Origin of the sequence: Roseinatronobacter sp., from assembly GCF_051859525.1 — a bacterium.
Taxonomy (GTDB): Bacteria; Pseudomonadota; Alphaproteobacteria; order Rhodobacterales; family Rhodobacteraceae; genus Roseinatronobacter.
The window spans coordinates 1-17,357 of sequence record NZ_JBHYFM010000026.1 but is presented as its reverse complement, the minus strand read 5'-3'; the positions used below and the strand labels follow the sequence as shown (position 1 = coordinate 17,357).

Genomic DNA, 17,357 nt, shown 5'->3' with positions numbered 1-17,357 from the left:
AAATTGTTGGCAGGAACACGCCGGCAAATGCCCAGCCCATTGCCCCCTTGTGTTGGCGGGCCACATGCCTACATTGCCCGTGAAATACAGTGACAAGGACATCACCATGACTGACACCCGCCACACACGGCTTCTGATCATCGGCTCCGGACCAGCGGGCTACACGGCTGCGGTGTATGGCGCGCGTGCCATGCTGGAACCTGTTCTGGTGCAAGGCATCCAGCCCGGCGGGCAGTTGACCATCACCACCGAGGTCGAAAACTGGCCCGGCGATTCCATGGTGACAGGGCCGGACCTGATGGTGCGCATGGAAGCGCATGCGCGCGAGATGGGCACCGAGATCATCTCGGACCATATTTCCACGCTTGATCTGTCCAAACGCCCCTTTACCGCCACCGGCGACACCGGCACCACCTATACCGCTGATGCTGTGGTTCTGGCCACGGGTGCACAGGCGCGCTGGCTGGGCCTGCCTTCGGAAGAAAAATACAAGGGCATGGGCGTTTCTGCCTGCGCGACCTGCGACGGGTTCTTCTATCGCGGCAAGGATGTCGTGGTAATCGGGGGCGGGAACACTGCGGTCGAGGAAGCGCTGTTCCTTACGAATTTCGCATCCAAGGTCACCTTGGTGCACCGCCGTGACAGCTTGCGCGCTGAAAAGATCCTGCAACACCGTTTGTTGAACCATCCCAAGATTCAGGTTCTGTGGGATCACAATCTGGACGAGGTTCTGGGCGATGCGGCAGCACCGGGTGTCGAAGGGGTGCGCCTGCGCCATGTGGCCACCGGCACCACGCAGGATATTGCCTGTGCAGGCGTGTTCATCGCCATCGGACACAGCCCCGCAAGCGAGTTGGTGAAGGACCAGCTGAAAATGCAGGAAGGCGGCTATGTCTGGGTCGACCCCGGCAGCACGCGCACATCCATTCCCGGCGTCTTCGCCGCAGGTGATCTGACGGACCACACCTATCGTCAGGCCGTGACCAGCGCGGGCATGGGGTGCATGGCGGCGCTGGATGCCGAAAAATATCTGGCCGGACAGGAGTAAGCCCCCGTATCGCGGCCCGGTCATGACGCCGGGTCGCAGTTGCGTCATCAACGCCATCCGGCACTGGTGCAGCGCCATCGCCCTGCCTATATTGTCGGAATGAAGAAATATGTCTTTGCATTCCTGCTTCTGCCAGCACCCGCCATCGCGGAATGTGTGGTCCTGTTGCATGGCCTTGCGCGCAGCGAATATTCCATGGCTGTCATGGAAGAAGCGCTGGAACTGCACGGGTACCAGACGGTAAACCACGGCTACCCGTCAACAGCAGCCCCGATCAAGGATTTGCTGGCCCATGTCGGCACCGCGGTTCAGGATTGCGACGCCGGGCCGGTCCATTTCGTCACCCATTCCATGGGCGGCATTCTGGCGCGCGGCTGGCTGGCACGCGAACGACCTGACCGGATGGGCCGTGTTGTCATGCTCGCGCCACCCAATCACGGCTCGGAACTGGTGGATTACTTCTCGGATATTGAGGCGTTTTCGTGGATGAACGGCCCTGCGGGGCTTGAGCTTGGCACACATGATGACGCGACACCGCAGACCCTGCCCGCATTCCCTGATTACGATCTGGGCATCATTGCAGGCGATGTCTCTTTGAACCCGTTCCTGTCAGCGCTGATCGACGGGGCAGATGATGGCAAGGTATCGGTTGAGAGCACGCGTCTGGACGGAATGCGCGACCATATCGTGATATCAGCCACCCACACCTTCATCATGAACAACCCGCTGGTTATTGCCCATACGCTGGAGTTTCTGGAAGATGGCCGGTTTGACCATGACATGACACTGCCGGACGCGCTGCGGTATCTGGCCACCCCGACACCCTTGGGCACATTCACGGAACCGGGGGCGTTCCAGTCCCTGCTGGATCGCAATGTCTTGCAGCATATCCCTGATTCAGACACGCTAAGCCGCTGGGTGAACCCCGAGATGCTGCGCAATCTGACCGGCACGCAGCCCAAGGGCACTGACTAGATTCGCGCTCAGGACTTGGGGCGCTGGATGTGGTTTACATGGCCCATTTTCCGCCCTGCGCGGCGTTCGGGTTTGCCATACAGGTGCAGCGCCACATCGCGCGCTTTCATCAGGTCCGGCACGCGGTCCATGTCATCCCCGATCAGGTTTTCCATGACCACATCCGCATATCGGCCCCCATCGCCCAAGGGCAGGCCGACAACCGCACGGATATGCTGTTCAAACTGGTCCACCGCGCAGCCATTCTGCGTCCAATGGCCCGAATTATGCACACGCGGCGCGATCTCATTGACGACCAGCCCCTGCGCGGTGACGAATAATTCCACACCCAGCACGCCGACATAGTCCAACGCATTCAATATTCTGGCGGCCATCAGCACCGCATCGCTGCGCTGTGCGGCGGTCAGGCGGGCGGGCACACGGGTTTCGCGCAAAATGCCGTCGCGGTGCAGGTTTTCACCGGGGTCATAGGCCGCCACTTCGCCCGACAGCCCCCGCGCGGCGATCACCGACACTTCGTGACTGAAGGTGACAAACCCTTCCAGAATTGCGGGCGCGCCCTGCATCGCGTCCCATGCGGCAGCGGCATCCTGCGCGCCCTGCAACCGCGCCTGCCCCTTGCCGTCATATCCCAGACGGCGGGTTTTCAGAATGGACGGCGTGCCAATATCCAGCAACGCGGCATCCAGTTCATCGGCAGTATCCACCGCCGCATAAGGGGCAGTCTGTAACCCCAGATCGCGCAGAAAATCCTTTTCGGTCAGCCTGTCTTGCGACACGGCCAGCGCCTGCCTGCCCGGACGGATGGGGCATACCGGTTCCAGCAGGTCCAGCGTGGCTGCGGGAATATTCTCGAACTCGAAGGTAATCACATCGACAGATGCGGCAAACTGCTGCAACGCGCGCAGATCATCCCATGCGGCGGTGACCACCTTCTCGGCGACATGGCCCGCAGGTGGCAGGGGGGCCGGATCATAGATGTGGCAACGATACCCCAACCGTGCCGCCGCAACCGACAGCATGCGTCCCAACTGCCCGCCGCCCAGAATTCCGATGGTGCTGCCCGCGCCCAAGGTTTCAGTCATCGCTAGGCTCCTGCGGGATAGAGGCCGAAAGATCGTCGCGCCATTTGTCCAGACGTTCGGCAATCGCCGCATCATTCAAGGCCAGAATACCAGCGGCCATAAGACCTGCATTCGCGGCACCGGCCGCCCCGATGGCCATTGTCGCGACAGGAAAGCCGCGCGGCATTTGCAAAATTGAATACAGGCTGTCCACCCCCGACAGGGCGCGGGTCTGGACCGGCACGCCAATCACGGGCACCCGCGTTTTCGACGCCATCATGCCGGGCAGATGTGCAGCCCCCCCCGCACCAGCGATAATCACCTGCAACCCGCGCGCCACCGCACCGCGCCCGTAATCCCAAAGCCGGTCCGGCGTGCGATGTGCGGACACGATTCGCGCCTCATAGGCGATACCCAGATCATCCAGCACAGTCGCAGCCTCGCGCATGGTCGGCCAGTCGGACTGGCTGCCCATGATGATTCCAACCTTGATATCCGTCATATTGCCCCCGGATTAGTATTTACGCGCACTATAGCGATGGTCTGCGCGGGCGCAATTCCATCACGCAATGATATCGGGGGTCAGTTCGTCCTCGATGCGGGAAATCTGGTCCTTCAGGCGCAGTTTTTCCTTCTTCAGGCGCTGGATGGTCAGTTGCTGCAATGCGCCCTGCTCCTGCAAGGCGGCAATCGCTTCGTCCAGATCACGGTGTTTCTGACGCAGCACTTCCAGTTTGACGCGCAGCACGCCTTCATGATCCAGTTCCTGAGGAGAATTCATTTTTGACCGTCATCTTTGTGTAACCTGCGCCCATAATAGCCGGAAATTCCGGTTCGCAAAAGTAATAGTGCAAATGACGGCCCAACTTTGCACGGTATGCGCGACTTGCGATTTTCAACAAGCGCCCCATATTAGGGATACGGGCTGCCGGAACGGGGCCTGCAGCAATGTCGCTTTTGAAAGGGCCGCGCTGATGAGCAAACTGACTTTTCCGTCGCACCCCCTTCTATTGGGGTTCGACCAACTTGAACGCCTTGTCGAACGCACCGCGCGGACAGGTGCAGACGGCTATCCGCCGTTCAATATAGAAGTGACTGGCAAGAACAGCTTTCGCATCACGCTTGCCCTTGCCGGTTTTCGTGAGCAGGATTTGTCCATCACCGTGGAAAAGCGCCAGCTTATGGTGCGCGGGCAACAACAAGATGATGGCAAGGATGACCGCGTTTTCCTGCATCGTGGCATAGCCGCGCGCCAGTTCCAGCGTGTCTTTGCGCTGGCGGAAGGTGTGGATGTCGCGCAGGCATGTCTGGAAAACGGCCTGTTGCATATCGACCTGAGCCGTCAGGAACCCGAAGACAGCGTGCAAACCATCACCATCAATCGTGCCTGAGGGAAAGGACTAATCCATGGATAAAACCTATCCTGTAAACAAATCAGAGCGGCCGATCGTCTATGTCCGCCCCATCAAGGCCAGTGATCTGCCCGAAGAAATTCGCGCGCAGCTGCCGAATGTGGCGCAGCTCTATGCCATTCACCATGAAGAAGGGGAACAGATGGCGGTTGTAACAGACCGCACACTGGCCTTTGTCATGGCGCGTCAGAATGATTACGACCCTGTCAGCGTGCACTGACAGGGCCGTGGTGTTGCTTGCGCGGGCGGCACAAACCCCGCCCCGCTGCTTGATCTTGTTCAGGTGAACATGTCGGCCACGATGCCGTTATACCAGCCAATGCTTTCTTCATAGGTTTGCTGGCGCAGCTCTGCATCCTCGCCGACCTGACTGATGAACCCCTCGACGCTGGCGATCTTCTCGTCGGTCGCCTCATAGGACGCGCCAACCTTTACCCCGTCATCCGTCGCAATCAGCGACCAGCAGGTATTGGCATAGCGTGCGGGGAACAGGCGCGCATCGGTCAGTTCATGCCGGATGGAATTCGCCGCAACCTTCGCCTGACTATTGGCCGAGAAACCGGATTTCGGCATGTCGCCCTGCGCAGATGCATCGCCAAGGATATAGACCTTGTCATCCATCCGGCTTTTCATGTTGGCGGGAACGGCAGGTGCCCAGCCACTATCGTCGGTTATTCCGGCCAGTTCGGCAATGCGTCCGGCCTTCTGGCCCGGAATGACATTGCACACATCAACATTCTCCACCACGCCATCAATGGACACGGTCATCGCTTCGGGATCGACTGACACAATGTCACCGCCAAAATCGGGGCCGACACGTTCGATCATGCCCGGATAGTGCCGCGCCCAGCCATCTTCAAACAGACCTTGTTTCGAGAAATTCTCTTTCGGGTCCACAATCAGGATTTTCGCTGTCGGATTGCGCTGCGACAGCACATGCGCGACCATCGAAATCCGTTCATACGGGCCAGGGGGGCAGCGGTAGGGGTTGGGGGGCGCGACCATGCAATAGGTGCCGCCTTCGCGCATGTTCTCGACCTGCGCTTTCAGCAGCTCCGACTGGCTGCCCGCCTTATAGGCGTGCGGCATGCGGTTTTGCGCAGCCACCGACCAGCCCGGCACACTGTCGTCGCGGAAATCGATACCCGGTGAAATGACCAGCCGGTCATAGGGCAGCGTGTCACCGCCCGCCAGCGTGACCGTCTGCGCATCGCGGTCTACGCCCACAGCCCAGTCATGCACGACATTGATACCGTGCCGTGCGGCCAGCGTGCCGTAGGAATGGCCCATATCCGCCAGTTCCCAGAACCCGCCCAGATACAGGTTGGAAAAATAGCAGGTGTAATACACGCGCGACGGTTCAACCAGCGTCACATCAATCGCGCCCTGACTGTCGCGCGCGATATAGCGCGCTGCAGTCGCCCCGCCCGATCCGCCGCCAATAACCACCACGCGCGGGCGCGTCTGGCCCATCACTGCAGGCGCGGACAGGATTGCAGCCCCTGCCGCCATCCCGCCCAGAACTGTGCGTCTTTTAAATTCCATCAGATATTCCTCCCTTACTGATGTTCTCAGTCGTCTATCGTGGCGAAATAGGCGGCCAGCGCCGCGATTTCCTCGTTATCCAGCCTGCGTGCCACGTTTTGCATGACCGCATGCGGGCGCAACCCTTCCTTATAGGCGTGCATGGCAACCACGAAACGGTCCTCTGGCCAGTATGTTATGGACGGGATCCCCATGGCCGCACCATCACGTTGATGACAGGTCGTGCATTCGCTGGCAAGATATTCGCCCCATTCCCTGTCCCCGCGAATGGCCAGCACTTCTGGCGGCAGCTCGATCTCGACGCGGCGCGCAGTGGGTTCGGCTTCGGGAATATTTGCGGGCATGTCGGAAAACTGGCGCATGAAGGCCAGAATATCCGCGCGGTCCTGCGCATCGGGCAGGCCGGGGTAACTCATGCGGGTGCCAGACACCAGCGCATAGGGGTTTTCGATATAGGCATCAAGGGTCCGGAACGTCCAGCGCAACCCGTCACGGCCCATGCGTTCAATCGATTCGGAATAAGGGAAATCCGCCACATCTGCGGCGCGCCTGCCATAGACCCGCGTCAGTTGGGGACCGATCCCGTTTTCGGCACCGCGCCCCATTTCATGGCAGGCCGCGCATTCATAGTCCCACAACTCCGCGCCGCGCTCGGCATTGCCCAGCGGTTCGGCCCCGCTGCCACTTTGGGCTTGCACCCCCGATGCACCCAAGGCGGCAAGGGTTGCCCCTGCCGCCAAGACTGCCTTAACTTTGTTGATCACCATCAAGCCTTACTCCGAATAGGTTGACAGATAGGCCACCAGCGCGCGCCGTTCATCCGCATCGCGCATGCCCGCATAAGACATGCGATTGCGGGGCAGATACCCGCGCGGGTCGGCGATGAACTCTGACACTGTCTCCTCTGTCCAGATCAAACCCGTATCGCCCGCTTCGGTCAAGACCGGCGAATAGCGAAACCCGTCAACAGTGCCTGCTGCGCGGCCAATAATGCCATTCAGCATTGGCCCGACCGCATTGCGCGCGCCCTCGCCCACTTGGTGGCAGGTGCGACAGGCGCGATACAGGCTTTCGCCTTGTGCAATCAGTTCGGGGCTATGGGCTACGCTGGCCTCCTGCGCCGCGCCGTCATCTGTATCATCGGGGGCCTGCACGGGTTCGGGCGCATCATCCGCCCCGCCACCGCCACCGGATGCCGCAGCCATGGCCCGCGCCTGTTCGCGCCGCGCATCGGCAATGGGATCATCCGGCGTGACATCCAGAACGGCCGCGCGCATGGTCACCTGCACTTCGGGTTTGCAATCACTCATGCATGGCTCTTGGGTGAACAGCGGCCATTCCAGTTCAACACGGTCATCCATATAGAAGCCGTCTTCATTGGGCAGGCGGATTTCCGTGAAGTTTTCGCGGCTTAATTCAAAATCATCATCCACCAGATCATTCAGATACATCAGATATGCCGTGATCGCATAGACTTCATCCGGTGTCAGGGATTGCGCCATTCCATAGGGCATGGCGCGATTGACATAATCCCACACTGTGGACAGATACGGCCAGTAAGACCCGATCGTCTTTTCCGGGTGTTCATGCGTCAATGTGCCGTGACCGCCCGCAACAACAGGCCACGACCCCATGCCTTCGCCAAAGGTGCCATGGCAATGGGCGCATTGCGCTTCGTACAGATCCTCACCCGTCCAGACATCGCCGGACCCGTCCGGCAGGCCCTTGCCATCGGGGCGGATATCAATGTCCCATGCAGCGACTTCTTCGGGCAAGGCCGGGCGCCCCAGACCATGGGTTTGCGCGATTGCAGGCAGCGCCGCCAGCGCGGCCCCTGCACAGAGCAGTGTAGATTTAAGAAACCTCGACATTCTCGGCCTCCCCGTTGGAATGGACATGCCATGTCTGGATGCCGTTATTGTGGTAAACGGAACTGACCCCGCGGAAGTTGCGCAACGCGTCCTTGGTGGGCTGGACATAGCCCGCCTCATCAATGGCGCGCGATTGCAGCAGCAGTTCACGCCCGTCCCAATCGAATTCAAAATAGAAGCGGTGCAGCGATTTATCGAAACTTGGCCCGCTGAGGCGCGCCTGCCCCCAGTTGCGCCCGCCATCTATGGACACATCCACCCGCGCAATCTTGCCCACGCCAGACCATGCCAAGCCGGTTATCACAGTTGGCCCATGGCCGTGCAGAATGGGGGCCTGGGGGCTGGGGTTGGTGATGACCGATTTTGCGTGCATTTCCCATGTGAAGCGGCGCGCGCGCCCGTCAGCCAGCAGGTCGGTATATTTCGACGTTTCTTCACGGTGGTGCCATGGCGCATCGCCCACTTCCAGACGGCGCAGCCATTTGACCCACATATTGCCTTCCCAGCCCGGCACGATCAGCCGCACCGGATAACCCTGTTCGGGGCGCAGCGCCTCGCCGTTCATCTTGAAGGCGATCATGCAATCATCCAGCGCCTTTTCCATGGGAATGGACCGCGACATGGCTGATGCATCTGCCCCTTCGGCCAGAAGCCAGCTGCCTTCGGGCTTTACGCCCGCTTCATTCAGCAGCGTGCGCAGCGTGACGCCCGTATACATGCAGTTATGGATCATCCCATGCGTAAACTGCGCGCCATTCAGCTGCGCCCCCCGCCATTCCATGCCGGAATTGGCCGCACATTCCAGAAAATAGACATGGTTTTCGCGCGGCAGGCGCAGCAGGTCTTGCAGCGTGAACACCAGTTCGCGATCGACCAACCCGTTGATCATCAGCCGGTAATCCTGTGGTGCGATATCGGCGACACCGGCATGATGGCGTTCAAAGCACACACCATTCGGCGTGATAATCCCGTCCAGTTCATGGATGGGCGTGAAATTGACGGAACTGGACGTGTCCGCCGTCAACCATTCCACATTGCGCCGGATCACATGCGCTTCATGGCGCGACGGCTTGCCATAGGGGGCGGCGTCCACACCGTCGCCCAGAAACTGCGCCCAAGGCTGCACTTCGGTAATCAGCGGATCGGGCGAGGCCGCGCGCGCAGCACCTGATCCCGCGACCAGCCCCGCACCCGCAAGCCCTGCCCCGCGCAGAAACCCGCGCCTGCTGGTTGTGCCAGACCGGCCAGCACTGGCCCTGCCTGTAAGTTCTTCCGACATCTGCCATGTCCTCCCTAGCAGTCAGGCCCGCCTCCCGCAGGCCGCAAATACATCCGGGCCTTAGCCCGTTATCACATCAATCCTTGTGCTTTCGGGCACGCTGACGCGGCCCTGCTGGCGAATATAGCTTTCGACCACATCCCATATCTGCGGCCCCTCGGTGCCTTCATTCACGCTGGCCCAGCCCGCGACCATATAGGCGCGGTCCATCGCGACGGGCGCACCGCTGGCCAGATGCACCATGTCCGAGATCCGTTCCCCCATCGGTGCGTCAACGGCAATCCGGTAGCCCAGCCCGCCCACGCGCACCATATCGCCGCCCTGCTGGAAATAGGGGTCGGGGTGGAACAGGTTTTCGGCAATATCTTCCAGCGCGCCATGCAGTTCTGCGCCCGTCATTTCGCGGCGGTACACCTGCCCGTAACTCATGGCGGTCATGCTATAAATATCTTCGCGGGTGATCGCATCCCCCGGCATCAGGCTTGGCCCCCAACGCACACCGGGCGACAACGCGATTTCGGCGTCACGTTCCTGCATCAAGGCATCGCAGATCAGGTCATCCCATGTGCCGTTGAAATTGCCGCGCCGGTACAGCAGGCTGTCGGTATGGCCCACAATTTCAGTCAGTTCATCCAGATAGGGGGCGCGTTCGGCGTCAATCAATGCGGCCATATCGGCATCAGGTTCAATTGCATCGGCAAACACCGGTATCAACTTGTGCCGGAACCCCATCATGCGCCCGTCGCGCACATCCAGATCAAGCCGCGTGACGAACTTGCCGTTTGATCCCGATGCAATCAACAGCGTTTCCCCAACCAGCAGCGGTTCGGGCAAGGCGTCATGGGTATGGCCGGTCAGCACAATATCAATCCCCCGCACCCGCGCGGCCATCTGGCGGTCCACGTCGAACCCGTTATGCGACAACACCACCACCAGATCAGCGCCCAGCCCGCGCACCTCATCGACCATCTCCTGCATGCGCTGTTCGCGTATGCCGAAACTTAAGCCCGGAAACATCCAGGACGGGTTGGCAATGGGCGTATAGGGGAAAGCCTGCCCGATCACGGCAACCTGCACACCCCCGCGTTCAAATATGCGGTAGGGGTCATAAACAGGCTCGTTCCAGTCGGTGTCAAAAATATTCTGGCCCAGAAACGCGAATGGCAGGTCCGCCACAATTTCGTCCACGCGCTCCGCCCCAAGGGTGAATTCCCAATGCGAGGTCATGGCATCCACGCCCAGTGCATTCATCACATTAACCATATCCTGCCCATTGCTGCGCAGCGCGGTCATGGACCCGTGCCATGTATCGCCCCCGTCCAGCAACAACGCATCGGGGCGGTCGGCGCGGATGGCATTGATGACCGTGGCCACCCTGTCCATGCCCCCCATCCGCCCGTATGCCTGCCCCAAGGCCACAAAATCATCATGCGTCAAGGCGTGCGCCATGGCCGATGTGGCCTCCAGCCCGTAATGCGCCAGAAAATCCTGCCCGACCAGATGCGGTGGCTGGCCGCGCACCGGTGCCGCCCCCAGTTTGACCGAGGCTTCGCGAAACCAGACCGGTTTAAGCTGCGCGTGAATATCGGTGATATGAATCAGTGACACATTCCCGAATGTATCAAACTGCAACAAGTCATCCTGATGCAGCGCCTGCTGCGCCATGGCCCGTGTCCAGCCCCCCTGCCAGCCAAGCAAGGCACCGGCCGCAAGGGACGCCTGCAAAAACTCTCGCCGCGAAATCATGGCCGTTTCCCTTTTTGGCACAGCGGTATCAGGCGCGGGAACCGTGCCCCGCGTCCAGCCGTGGTATCGATTGTCTGGATTAGAGAATGTCGCGTTCATTCGCGTTCACGCGACATGCTCTAACTTATTGGTTTTGCATGTTCGAGAACCTCAAAACCGGTTCCCACTTTTGAGCAACATGCTCCAATCGAAAGCGTTTCAGCTTTGGGTCGCGCTGGTTACATCCACCGAAACACCCTGCCCCATGGTCGAGCTGAGCGAGACTTTACGCAGATATGCGCCTTTCGCACCCGTGGGTTTGGCTTTCGCAACCGCATCCACGAAGGCGCGAATGTTTTCAGCCAGTTGGGCCGCATCGAAGGATGCCTTGCCAACGCCTGCGTGAATCACACCGGCTTTCTCCGCCTTGAACTGGACCTGCCCGCCCTTGGCGCTTTCCACAGCCTGTGCAACATCCATGGTCACCGTGCCCACTTTGGGGTTCGGCATCAAGTTGCGCGGACCAAGGATTTTACCCAGACGGCCCACGATGGGCATCATGTCGGGGGTTGCGATGCAGCGGTCGAATTCGATCTTGCCGGACTGGATGGTTTCCATCAAATCCTCGGCGCCAACGATATCCGCGCCAGCGGCTTTGGCCTCGTCCGCTTTGGGACCGCGGGCAAAAACAGCGACGCGCACGGTTTTACCCGTGCCATTGGGCAGGGTCACAACGCCGCGCACCATCTGGTCGGCATGGCGCGGGTCGACACCCAGATTCATGGCAATCTCAACTGTTTCGTCGAATTTTGCCGTTGCATTCGCCTTGATCAGCGCAACAGCATCTTCAACGCTCAGGTTCTCTTTACCGGCAAAGGCTTCACGGGCGGCCTTAACGCGTTTTGCAATTTTAGCCATGACTTACCCTTTCACCTCGATACCGATCGATTTCGCGGAACCGGCGATGATTTCCATCGCGCCCTCGATGCTGTTGGCATTCAGGTCTTTCATCTTGGCTTCTGCGATTTCGCGAATCTGCTTTGTGGTCACGCTGCCAGCCACAACACGGCCCGGCGCTTCGGACCCTTTGGCGCGGTTGCGCTTGCCCACAGGCTTCAGACCGGCGGCCTTCTTCAGGTACCATGACGCGGGCGGCGTCTTCAGGTCCATGGTGAAGGATTTGTCCTGATAATATGTAATCAGCGTTGGGATCGGTGCGCCCGGTTCAAGCTCCGCAGTGCGGGCATTGAATTCCTTGGTGAACATCATGATGTTCAACCCGCGCTGACCCAATGCCGGACCAACGGGGGGGGACGGGTTGGCTTTGCCCGCCGGAATTTGCAGCTTCAGCTGCCCTATAACCTTCTTGGCCATCTGGCCTCTCCTTTATCACCTCACCCCATGCACGCCTGCGCGGGGCATCTGCGGTTTAGTGGTCCGGCCGGATCAGGTGCGCCTGACGACCTCCCACGCGTGTATTCACATCAGAGTTCCTTGGAAACCTGTGTGAATTCCAGATCGACCGGGGTTGCCCGGCCAAAAATCGATACCATGACCTTCAGACGATTCGCGCCCTCGTCAACTTCTTCCACCAGACCGGCGAACCCTTCAAACGGGCCATCCGTCACCTTCACCTGTTCGCCCACTTCAAAGTGGATCAGGGTGCGTGGTGCGGCCTCGCCTTCCTCAACACGGTTCAGAATGGCGTTCACTTCCTCATCGCGCATGGGCATTGGTTTGCCCTGCGCTCCAAGGAAGCCCGTCACACGGTTGATGGAGTTGATCAGATGGTAGCCCTTAGGCGTCATTTCCATGCGCACCAGCACATATCCGGGCATGAAACGGCGTTCAGACGTCACCTTCTTGCCGCGCCGCACTTCGATCACTTCTTCGGTCGGAACCAGAACCTCTTCGATCAGGTCTTCCAGTCCGCCTTCTTGCACAGCAACGCGGATCGCCTCGGCGACTTTCTTTTCGAAATTCGACAGAACGCTTACCGAATACCAGCGCTTGGCCATGGATGTTCTTCCTGTTCCTGATGGCCTTGCGGCCAGTGTTGGTCCCTGCCAAGTGGCGAACCTGTCATCGACTCAAACAAAACAGCGCACCAGTGCGGTGCGCTTTTCTTGTCGATGCTGTTACAGCGCAATGCGCGCCATTTCAAGCCCTGCGCGCATCAAACGCACATGGCTGGCCGTATTAATTGAACATCCCCAACAGGCCCGACAGGCCCGTGCGGATTGTCAGGTCCACAAGGAAGAAAAACACCGCCGTCAATGCCGCCATGATCAGCACCATAACAGTGGTTACTGTCACTTCGCGGCGTGTGGGCCAGGTGACCTTGGCGGTTTCCGCCCGGACCTGTTGCATGAACTGAAAAGGGTTCGTCTTGGCCATGAATGCATACCTGTTCTTGTCTAGGGGCTGACATACGCAGCCAAAGCCCCAGATTCAAGCGCGATTCGCCCTATTGGCCGGATTCCGCGCCGGTATGGGGCTGAACAAACACCACCTTGTCCAGTGATTGCAGCGTGATCAGGTCATCGCGATAGGCTTGCATCCCTTTGGCCAGATCCTGAGCTGTGAAATACTGCGGGCCAGGCCATTGCGCAGATTTCGGGAATTGCGCCTCTGCTTCGGCAATGGCGGCCTTGGGCGGCAGCGCGGGGTCTGCCTGAATGCGCGCGCGTGCATGTTCAATCGCGCGGGCCGAGCTGCCAACCTGACGGGGCAATGATGACATGTGCAGGCCCGCTGCTGCATCAGGGCCCAGCAACGTCGCAAGTATGTCGGGCAGGATCCGACCGTAATCCTCGTATCGCCACAGTACCAGCCGCCCCACTGCCGGACATGCAACAAGGCGTTCGACCAGTTCCGACCAGCGTAGCGCCACAGGGTCGAACCCCGCAACATAGCGTTCGAAATCAATCAGGTTTCCGCCTTTGATTTGTTGGCCATAGGCAGAATTCACAAAATCCGGCGGATTGCGCACCGCCAGATACAATGTCGCGTCCTGCGCGCCCAGCAGTGCCAGAAACCGCGCGACCCGCCCGTCCGCATGCGGATAAAGCCTGTCACCACAGGCAATGATGTCGGCCCGCGTGGTGCCCAGAATATTTTCTTCTGAAATGACCAGTCGCTGCCCGCGCGATCGGGCCTTTTGCAACGCAAGGGCCAAAGGGGCAATACTGCGGCGGCTGGCAGGATGGTCGGCCCCAAGTTGGGGCAGTTTCATCTTGTTGCGCAGCAGTTTCGGCCCGAAACAGGCAACACCACCGGCCCGAAGATGCGAAACATTCTGCCGAAGCAATTCCTGCAAATGCGTGCTGGCGGTTTTATGCGCACCGATATGAAGGTGAAGTTTCATTCCGACCCCCGCGCGGGCAATACTCAATGCACGCAGGCGGTATTGTCCGGAATGGCAGGGGCAGAGGGACTCGAACCCACGACCCTCGGTTTTGGAGACCGATGCTCTACCAACTGAGCTATACCCCTATTCCATGCGCATCGATTACTGGAGCAGTGGCGCGGTTGCAAGCCACCAATGCAGCGTTGCGGGTCTTTTTTTATACACGGCGCAGCAGGCCGCCCCGAAACCTGACAAATTCAGAATGATGACCAGACACCCAGACGCCACCCCGATTCGTGCCACCCCCCGAATGTGCGGCTGTATCCGACTGTCATCGAGAACCGCTTTGTCACGTCGACCGCCGCAGAAACTGTCATGCGCGACAAGCGCACATCGTCCGTGAAAATCCGTCCCGCATCCACCCAAGCCCGCACGCGGGGCAGGATTGTGACGCCAAGCTGCGCAGTAATATCGCGCTGGCCCTGTTCCCCGCCATCCGACAGACCTGCCGATGCCCCAAGCCTTGCCCATGCTGCGACATCAAGCACCTCGAAACTATGGCCAATATGCGCCGCCAGACGCACGCGGTCCCCGTCAAGCGGGGCATTATGTGCGACCTGCACCTCCAGCGCGACAGGTGTTCGGGCCACCACCTCGCCCATATGCACGCGCAAGAACAATCCACTTTGCACTGGCACACCATAGAACCGCGCCAAAGGGGGCAGTTGTGCGGGATTGTCCCATCCGGTCTGCTGTTCCACCTTCGCGCCAATGGTCAGGTGATCTGTCAGGCCGTATTCCAGATAATGCCGGTGTGACAGGCGATCTGCACCGCCCTGCCGGTCCACCGCAACCTCGCTTGCGAAAAACACGTTCCCTGCCCCGCGCGGCCAAGGACCGGCCAGCCCCGTGCCTGCGTACACGACACTGATGCCCAGAACCAGAACTGCAATAAGACTTAGGGGGCGACATACAAGCATGTGCCCATCAGCGCTGAAAATGGTTAACAACCGGTTACGATTTGCAGCCGCCCCTGTGGTATCCGCCCGTGCGCGGAAACGGCGGGCAAACCTGCCCGCCCCCGCTTATGCCTGCGGCAGAAACCCGCCCGATTGCCGCGCCCAAAGCCGCGCATAAAGCCCGCCTTCGGCCAGCAGTTCCGCATGGGTGCCCTGCTCCACGATGCGGCCTTCATCCATGATGATCAGCCGGTCCATCGCCGCAATCGTGGACAGGCGGTGTGCAATCGCAATCACGGTTTTGCCTTGCATCAGGCGGTCAAGCTGGCCCTGAATGGCTGCCTCCACCTCGGAATCCAGTGCGGATGTGGCCTCGTCCAGAATAAGGATCGGCGCATCTTTCAGGGCGACACGCGCAATCGCGATACGCTGGCGCTGGCCGCCTGACAGTTTGACGCCGCGTTCGCCCACATGCGCGTCAAGGCCGCGGCGTCCCTTCGCATCGACCAGATCGCCAATGAACTCGTCCGCTTCGGCCATGCGCGCCGCCTGCCAGATTTCGGCATCGGTCGCATCGGGCCTGCCATAGGCAATATTGTCGCGCACGGACCTGTGCAAAAGCGCCGTATCCTGCGTGACCATGCCAATGGCCGCGCGCAAACTGTCCTGTGTGACGCTGGCAATATCCTGACCGTCAATCAGAATTCGGCCCGACCCCACATCATAAAAACGCAGCAACAGATTGACCAAAGTGGATTTTCCGGCACCGGACCGCCCCACCAACCCGATCTTTTCACCCGGCGCAATCATCAGATCCATGCCGTCAATCACAGCGGGTTTATGCCCCCCCACCAAGGCAGGGTCATAGCGGAAGGTCAGCGCATCAAACCGGATTCCCGCGTTCCGCACTACCAATGGTCTGGCATCGGGCGCGTCCTGCACCGCACGCGCGGCCGCAAATGTGGCGATTCCGTCGCGCACTGTTCCAATGTTTTCAAACAGCGCGGCAAATTCCCACATGATCCAATGCGACATGTTCCCCAACCGCAAGGCCAGCGGAATGGCCACGGCCAGCGCGCCAAGTTCCACCTGCCCTTGCAGCCACAGCCAGATGCCAAGACCCGTGACAGCGCCCGTCAGCAGCGCGTTCAGCGCATTGACCGACACATCCTGCACCGCGACCAGCCGCATCTGGCGGTAGACGGTCTGCAAGAACCCGTCCAGACCATTGCGCGCATAGGTTTCTTCGCGCGCGCTGTGGCTGAACAGCTTGACGGTCGCGATATTGGTGTAGCTGTCGACAATGCGCCCCGTCATATCGGCGCGCGCATCCGCCTGTTGCTGCGCCACGCGCCCCAGACGTGGCACGATCACCCACAACAGCCCGCCATAGGCCATGGCCCATAACAGAAACGGCAGCGCCAGCCAGACATCCTGCGTGGCAGCAAGCCACAGCGACCCGATGAAATAGGCCAGAATATAGACCGCCACATCCATCAGTTTCATGGTGACTTCGCGCACCGCCAAGGCGGTCTGCATCAATCTGGTGGAAATGCGGCCTGCGAATTCATCCTGAAAATAGCCCAGCGACTGGCCCAGCAACCAGCGGTGACCCAGCCAGCGAATGCGCTGCGGGAAATTGCCCATAATCGCCTGATACATGACCAATGCACCGATCACGGACACAACAGGCAAGACAAGCAGTTGCAGCCCCGCCATTGCGCCCAGGCGCGCGCCTTCCTCGGCCAGAAAGCGCTCGGGGCCAAGTTCGGTCATCCGGTTCACCAGCGTTCCCAGATAGCCCAGCAAAATGATCTCAATCGCGGCAAAAATGATCGACAGCCCCGACATGAACAAAAGCCATGGCAGAACCCCGCGCGCAAAATGCAGCACAAAGCCCAGCATGGTTTCGGGCGGGCGCTGCGGCGCATCGTCAGGATAGGCGTTGATGCGCCCCTCGAAATAGGAAAACAGCCGTTTCATCATGTGCTCCGACATAGAAAAGGGGCATGCAGTGACCCGCATGCCCCCATAAAATCGAAGCGGATCAGATGATTACTCGATGATTTTTGCAACGACGCCGGCGCCGACGGTGCGGCCGCCTTCGCGGATGGCGAAGCGCAGTTTCTC

The 17,357-nt window shown here is 60.0% G+C and carries 20 protein-coding genes and 1 tRNA gene; 4 read left to right on the top strand and 17 right to left on the bottom strand.

The window, feature by feature from the left end; all coding sequences use genetic code 11:
• Nucleotides 1–106: 106 nt before the first annotated feature.
• Nucleotides 107–1,048: a thioredoxin-disulfide reductase gene (gene trxB / locus ACTIE1_RS14435; protein ID WP_439560864.1), complete on the top strand. Its 942-nt coding sequence runs from the start codon at nucleotides 107–109 to the stop codon at nucleotides 1,046–1,048.
• Nucleotides 1,049–1,087: 39 nt separating this feature from the next.
• The gene (locus ACTIE1_RS14430; protein ID WP_439560865.1) at nucleotides 1,088–2,023 is read left to right on the top strand and encodes an esterase/lipase family protein; all 936 of its coding nucleotides are present in this window, start codon (nucleotides 1,088–1,090) and stop codon (nucleotides 2,021–2,023) included.
• A gap of 8 nt (nucleotides 2,024–2,031) precedes the next feature.
• Here ACTIE1_RS14430 and ACTIE1_RS14425 read toward each other — a convergent pair whose 3' ends face one another.
• Genes ACTIE1_RS14425 through ACTIE1_RS14415 form a run of 3 tightly spaced genes read right to left on the bottom strand, consistent with a single transcriptional unit; the run spans nucleotide 2,032 to nucleotide 3,868 of the window.
• Nucleotides 2,032–3,108, bottom strand: a complete 1,077-nt coding sequence (locus ACTIE1_RS14425) for a 5-(carboxyamino)imidazole ribonucleotide synthase (protein ID WP_439560866.1) — start codon at nucleotides 3,106–3,108, stop codon at nucleotides 2,032–2,034.
• A complete protein-coding gene (purE, locus tag ACTIE1_RS14420) occupies nucleotides 3,101–3,589 on the bottom strand; it encodes a 5-(carboxyamino)imidazole ribonucleotide mutase (protein WP_439560867.1) in 489 nt (162 codons plus the stop codon). Before purE ends, ACTIE1_RS14425 begins: the two co-directional genes overlap by 8 nt.
• A 60-nt stretch (nucleotides 3,590–3,649) precedes the next feature.
• Entirely contained in the window at nucleotides 3,650–3,868 is a 219-nt protein-coding gene (locus tag ACTIE1_RS14415) for a YdcH family protein (RefSeq protein WP_439560868.1), read from the bottom strand.
• Between the two features lie 193 nt (nucleotides 3,869–4,061).
• Between ACTIE1_RS14415 and ACTIE1_RS14410 the strand changes: the two genes are divergently transcribed.
• Both ACTIE1_RS14410 and ACTIE1_RS14405 read left to right on the top strand, forming a co-directional pair.
• Entirely contained in the window at nucleotides 4,062–4,478 is a 417-nt protein-coding gene (locus tag ACTIE1_RS14410) for an Hsp20 family protein (RefSeq protein WP_439560869.1), read from the top strand.
• A 16-nt stretch (nucleotides 4,479–4,494) separates the two neighbouring features.
• Nucleotides 4,495–4,719 (top strand): DUF1150 family protein, encoded by a 225-nt coding sequence (locus ACTIE1_RS14405; protein WP_439560870.1) that lies wholly within the window; start codon nucleotides 4,495–4,497, stop codon nucleotides 4,717–4,719.
• Nucleotides 4,720–4,778: 59 nt separating this feature from the next.
• Here the strand turns inward: ACTIE1_RS14405 and ACTIE1_RS14400 are convergent, their stop codons facing one another.
• The 14 genes from ACTIE1_RS14400 to ACTIE1_RS14335 form a co-directional block, all read right to left on the bottom strand.
• Nucleotides 4,779–6,044 (bottom strand): FCSD flavin-binding domain-containing protein, encoded by a 1,266-nt coding sequence (locus tag ACTIE1_RS14400; protein ID WP_439560871.1) that lies wholly within the window; start codon nucleotides 6,042–6,044, stop codon nucleotides 4,779–4,781.
• Nucleotides 6,045–6,070: 26 nt separating this feature from the next.
• Nucleotides 6,071–6,811 carry a c-type cytochrome gene (locus tag ACTIE1_RS14395; RefSeq protein WP_439563457.1) on the bottom strand — a complete coding sequence of 247 codons (741 nt, stop codon included), beginning with the start codon at nucleotides 6,809–6,811 and terminating at the stop codon, nucleotides 6,071–6,073.
• 6 nt (nucleotides 6,812–6,817) lie between these two features.
• Nucleotides 6,818–7,915: a c-type cytochrome gene (locus ACTIE1_RS14390; protein ID WP_439560873.1), complete on the bottom strand. Its 1,098-nt coding sequence runs from the start codon at nucleotides 7,913–7,915 to the stop codon at nucleotides 6,818–6,820.
• On the bottom strand, nucleotides 7,899–9,194 hold the full coding sequence (gene soxC, locus ACTIE1_RS14385) for a sulfite dehydrogenase (RefSeq protein ID WP_439560874.1): 1,296 nt from the start codon (nucleotides 9,192–9,194) through the stop codon (nucleotides 7,899–7,901). The genes ACTIE1_RS14390 and soxC overlap by 17 nt, the downstream gene beginning before the upstream one ends.
• 60 nt (nucleotides 9,195–9,254) lie before the next feature.
• Nucleotides 9,255–10,940: a thiosulfohydrolase SoxB gene (soxB, locus tag ACTIE1_RS14380; protein WP_439560875.1), complete on the bottom strand. Its 1,686-nt coding sequence runs from the start codon at nucleotides 10,938–10,940 to the stop codon at nucleotides 9,255–9,257.
• 198 nt (nucleotides 10,941–11,138) lie between these two features.
• Complete coding sequence (gene rplA, locus ACTIE1_RS14375; RefSeq protein WP_439560696.1) at nucleotides 11,139–11,837, bottom strand: 50S ribosomal protein L1; 699 nt, start codon at nucleotides 11,835–11,837, stop codon at nucleotides 11,139–11,141.
• Nucleotides 11,838–11,840: 3 nt separating this feature from the next.
• Nucleotides 11,841–12,293, bottom strand: a complete 453-nt coding sequence (gene rplK, locus ACTIE1_RS14370) for a 50S ribosomal protein L11 (RefSeq protein ID WP_439560697.1) — start codon at nucleotides 12,291–12,293, stop codon at nucleotides 11,841–11,843.
• Between the two features lie 110 nt (nucleotides 12,294–12,403).
• Nucleotides 12,404–12,937 (bottom strand): transcription termination/antitermination protein NusG, encoded by a 534-nt coding sequence (nusG, locus tag ACTIE1_RS14365; protein WP_439560698.1) that lies wholly within the window; start codon nucleotides 12,935–12,937, stop codon nucleotides 12,404–12,406.
• A 181-nt stretch (nucleotides 12,938–13,118) separates the two neighbouring features.
• A complete protein-coding gene (secE, locus tag ACTIE1_RS14360) occupies nucleotides 13,119–13,316 on the bottom strand; it encodes a preprotein translocase subunit SecE (RefSeq protein WP_274351221.1) in 198 nt (65 codons plus the stop codon).
• 70 nt (nucleotides 13,317–13,386) lie between these two features.
• Nucleotides 13,387–14,286: a hypothetical protein gene (locus tag ACTIE1_RS14355; RefSeq protein ID WP_439560699.1), complete on the bottom strand. Its 900-nt coding sequence runs from the start codon at nucleotides 14,284–14,286 to the stop codon at nucleotides 13,387–13,389.
• Nucleotides 14,287–14,338: 52 nt separating this feature from the next.
• Nucleotides 14,339–14,414: transfer RNA gene (locus ACTIE1_RS14350), tRNA-Trp, on the bottom strand.
• A 111-nt stretch (nucleotides 14,415–14,525) separates the two neighbouring features.
• Complete coding sequence (locus ACTIE1_RS14345; protein ID WP_439560700.1) at nucleotides 14,526–15,248, bottom strand: hypothetical protein; 723 nt, start codon at nucleotides 15,246–15,248, stop codon at nucleotides 14,526–14,528.
• A 105-nt stretch (nucleotides 15,249–15,353) separates the two neighbouring features.
• The gene (locus tag ACTIE1_RS14340) at nucleotides 15,354–17,210 is read right to left on the bottom strand and encodes an ABC transporter ATP-binding protein (RefSeq protein WP_439560701.1); all 1,857 of its coding nucleotides are present in this window, start codon (nucleotides 17,208–17,210) and stop codon (nucleotides 15,354–15,356) included.
• A 72-nt stretch (nucleotides 17,211–17,282) separates the two neighbouring features.
• Nucleotides 17,283–17,357: hypothetical protein (locus tag ACTIE1_RS14335; RefSeq protein WP_439563459.1), on the bottom strand; the 75-nt coding region annotated here is incomplete at its 5' end.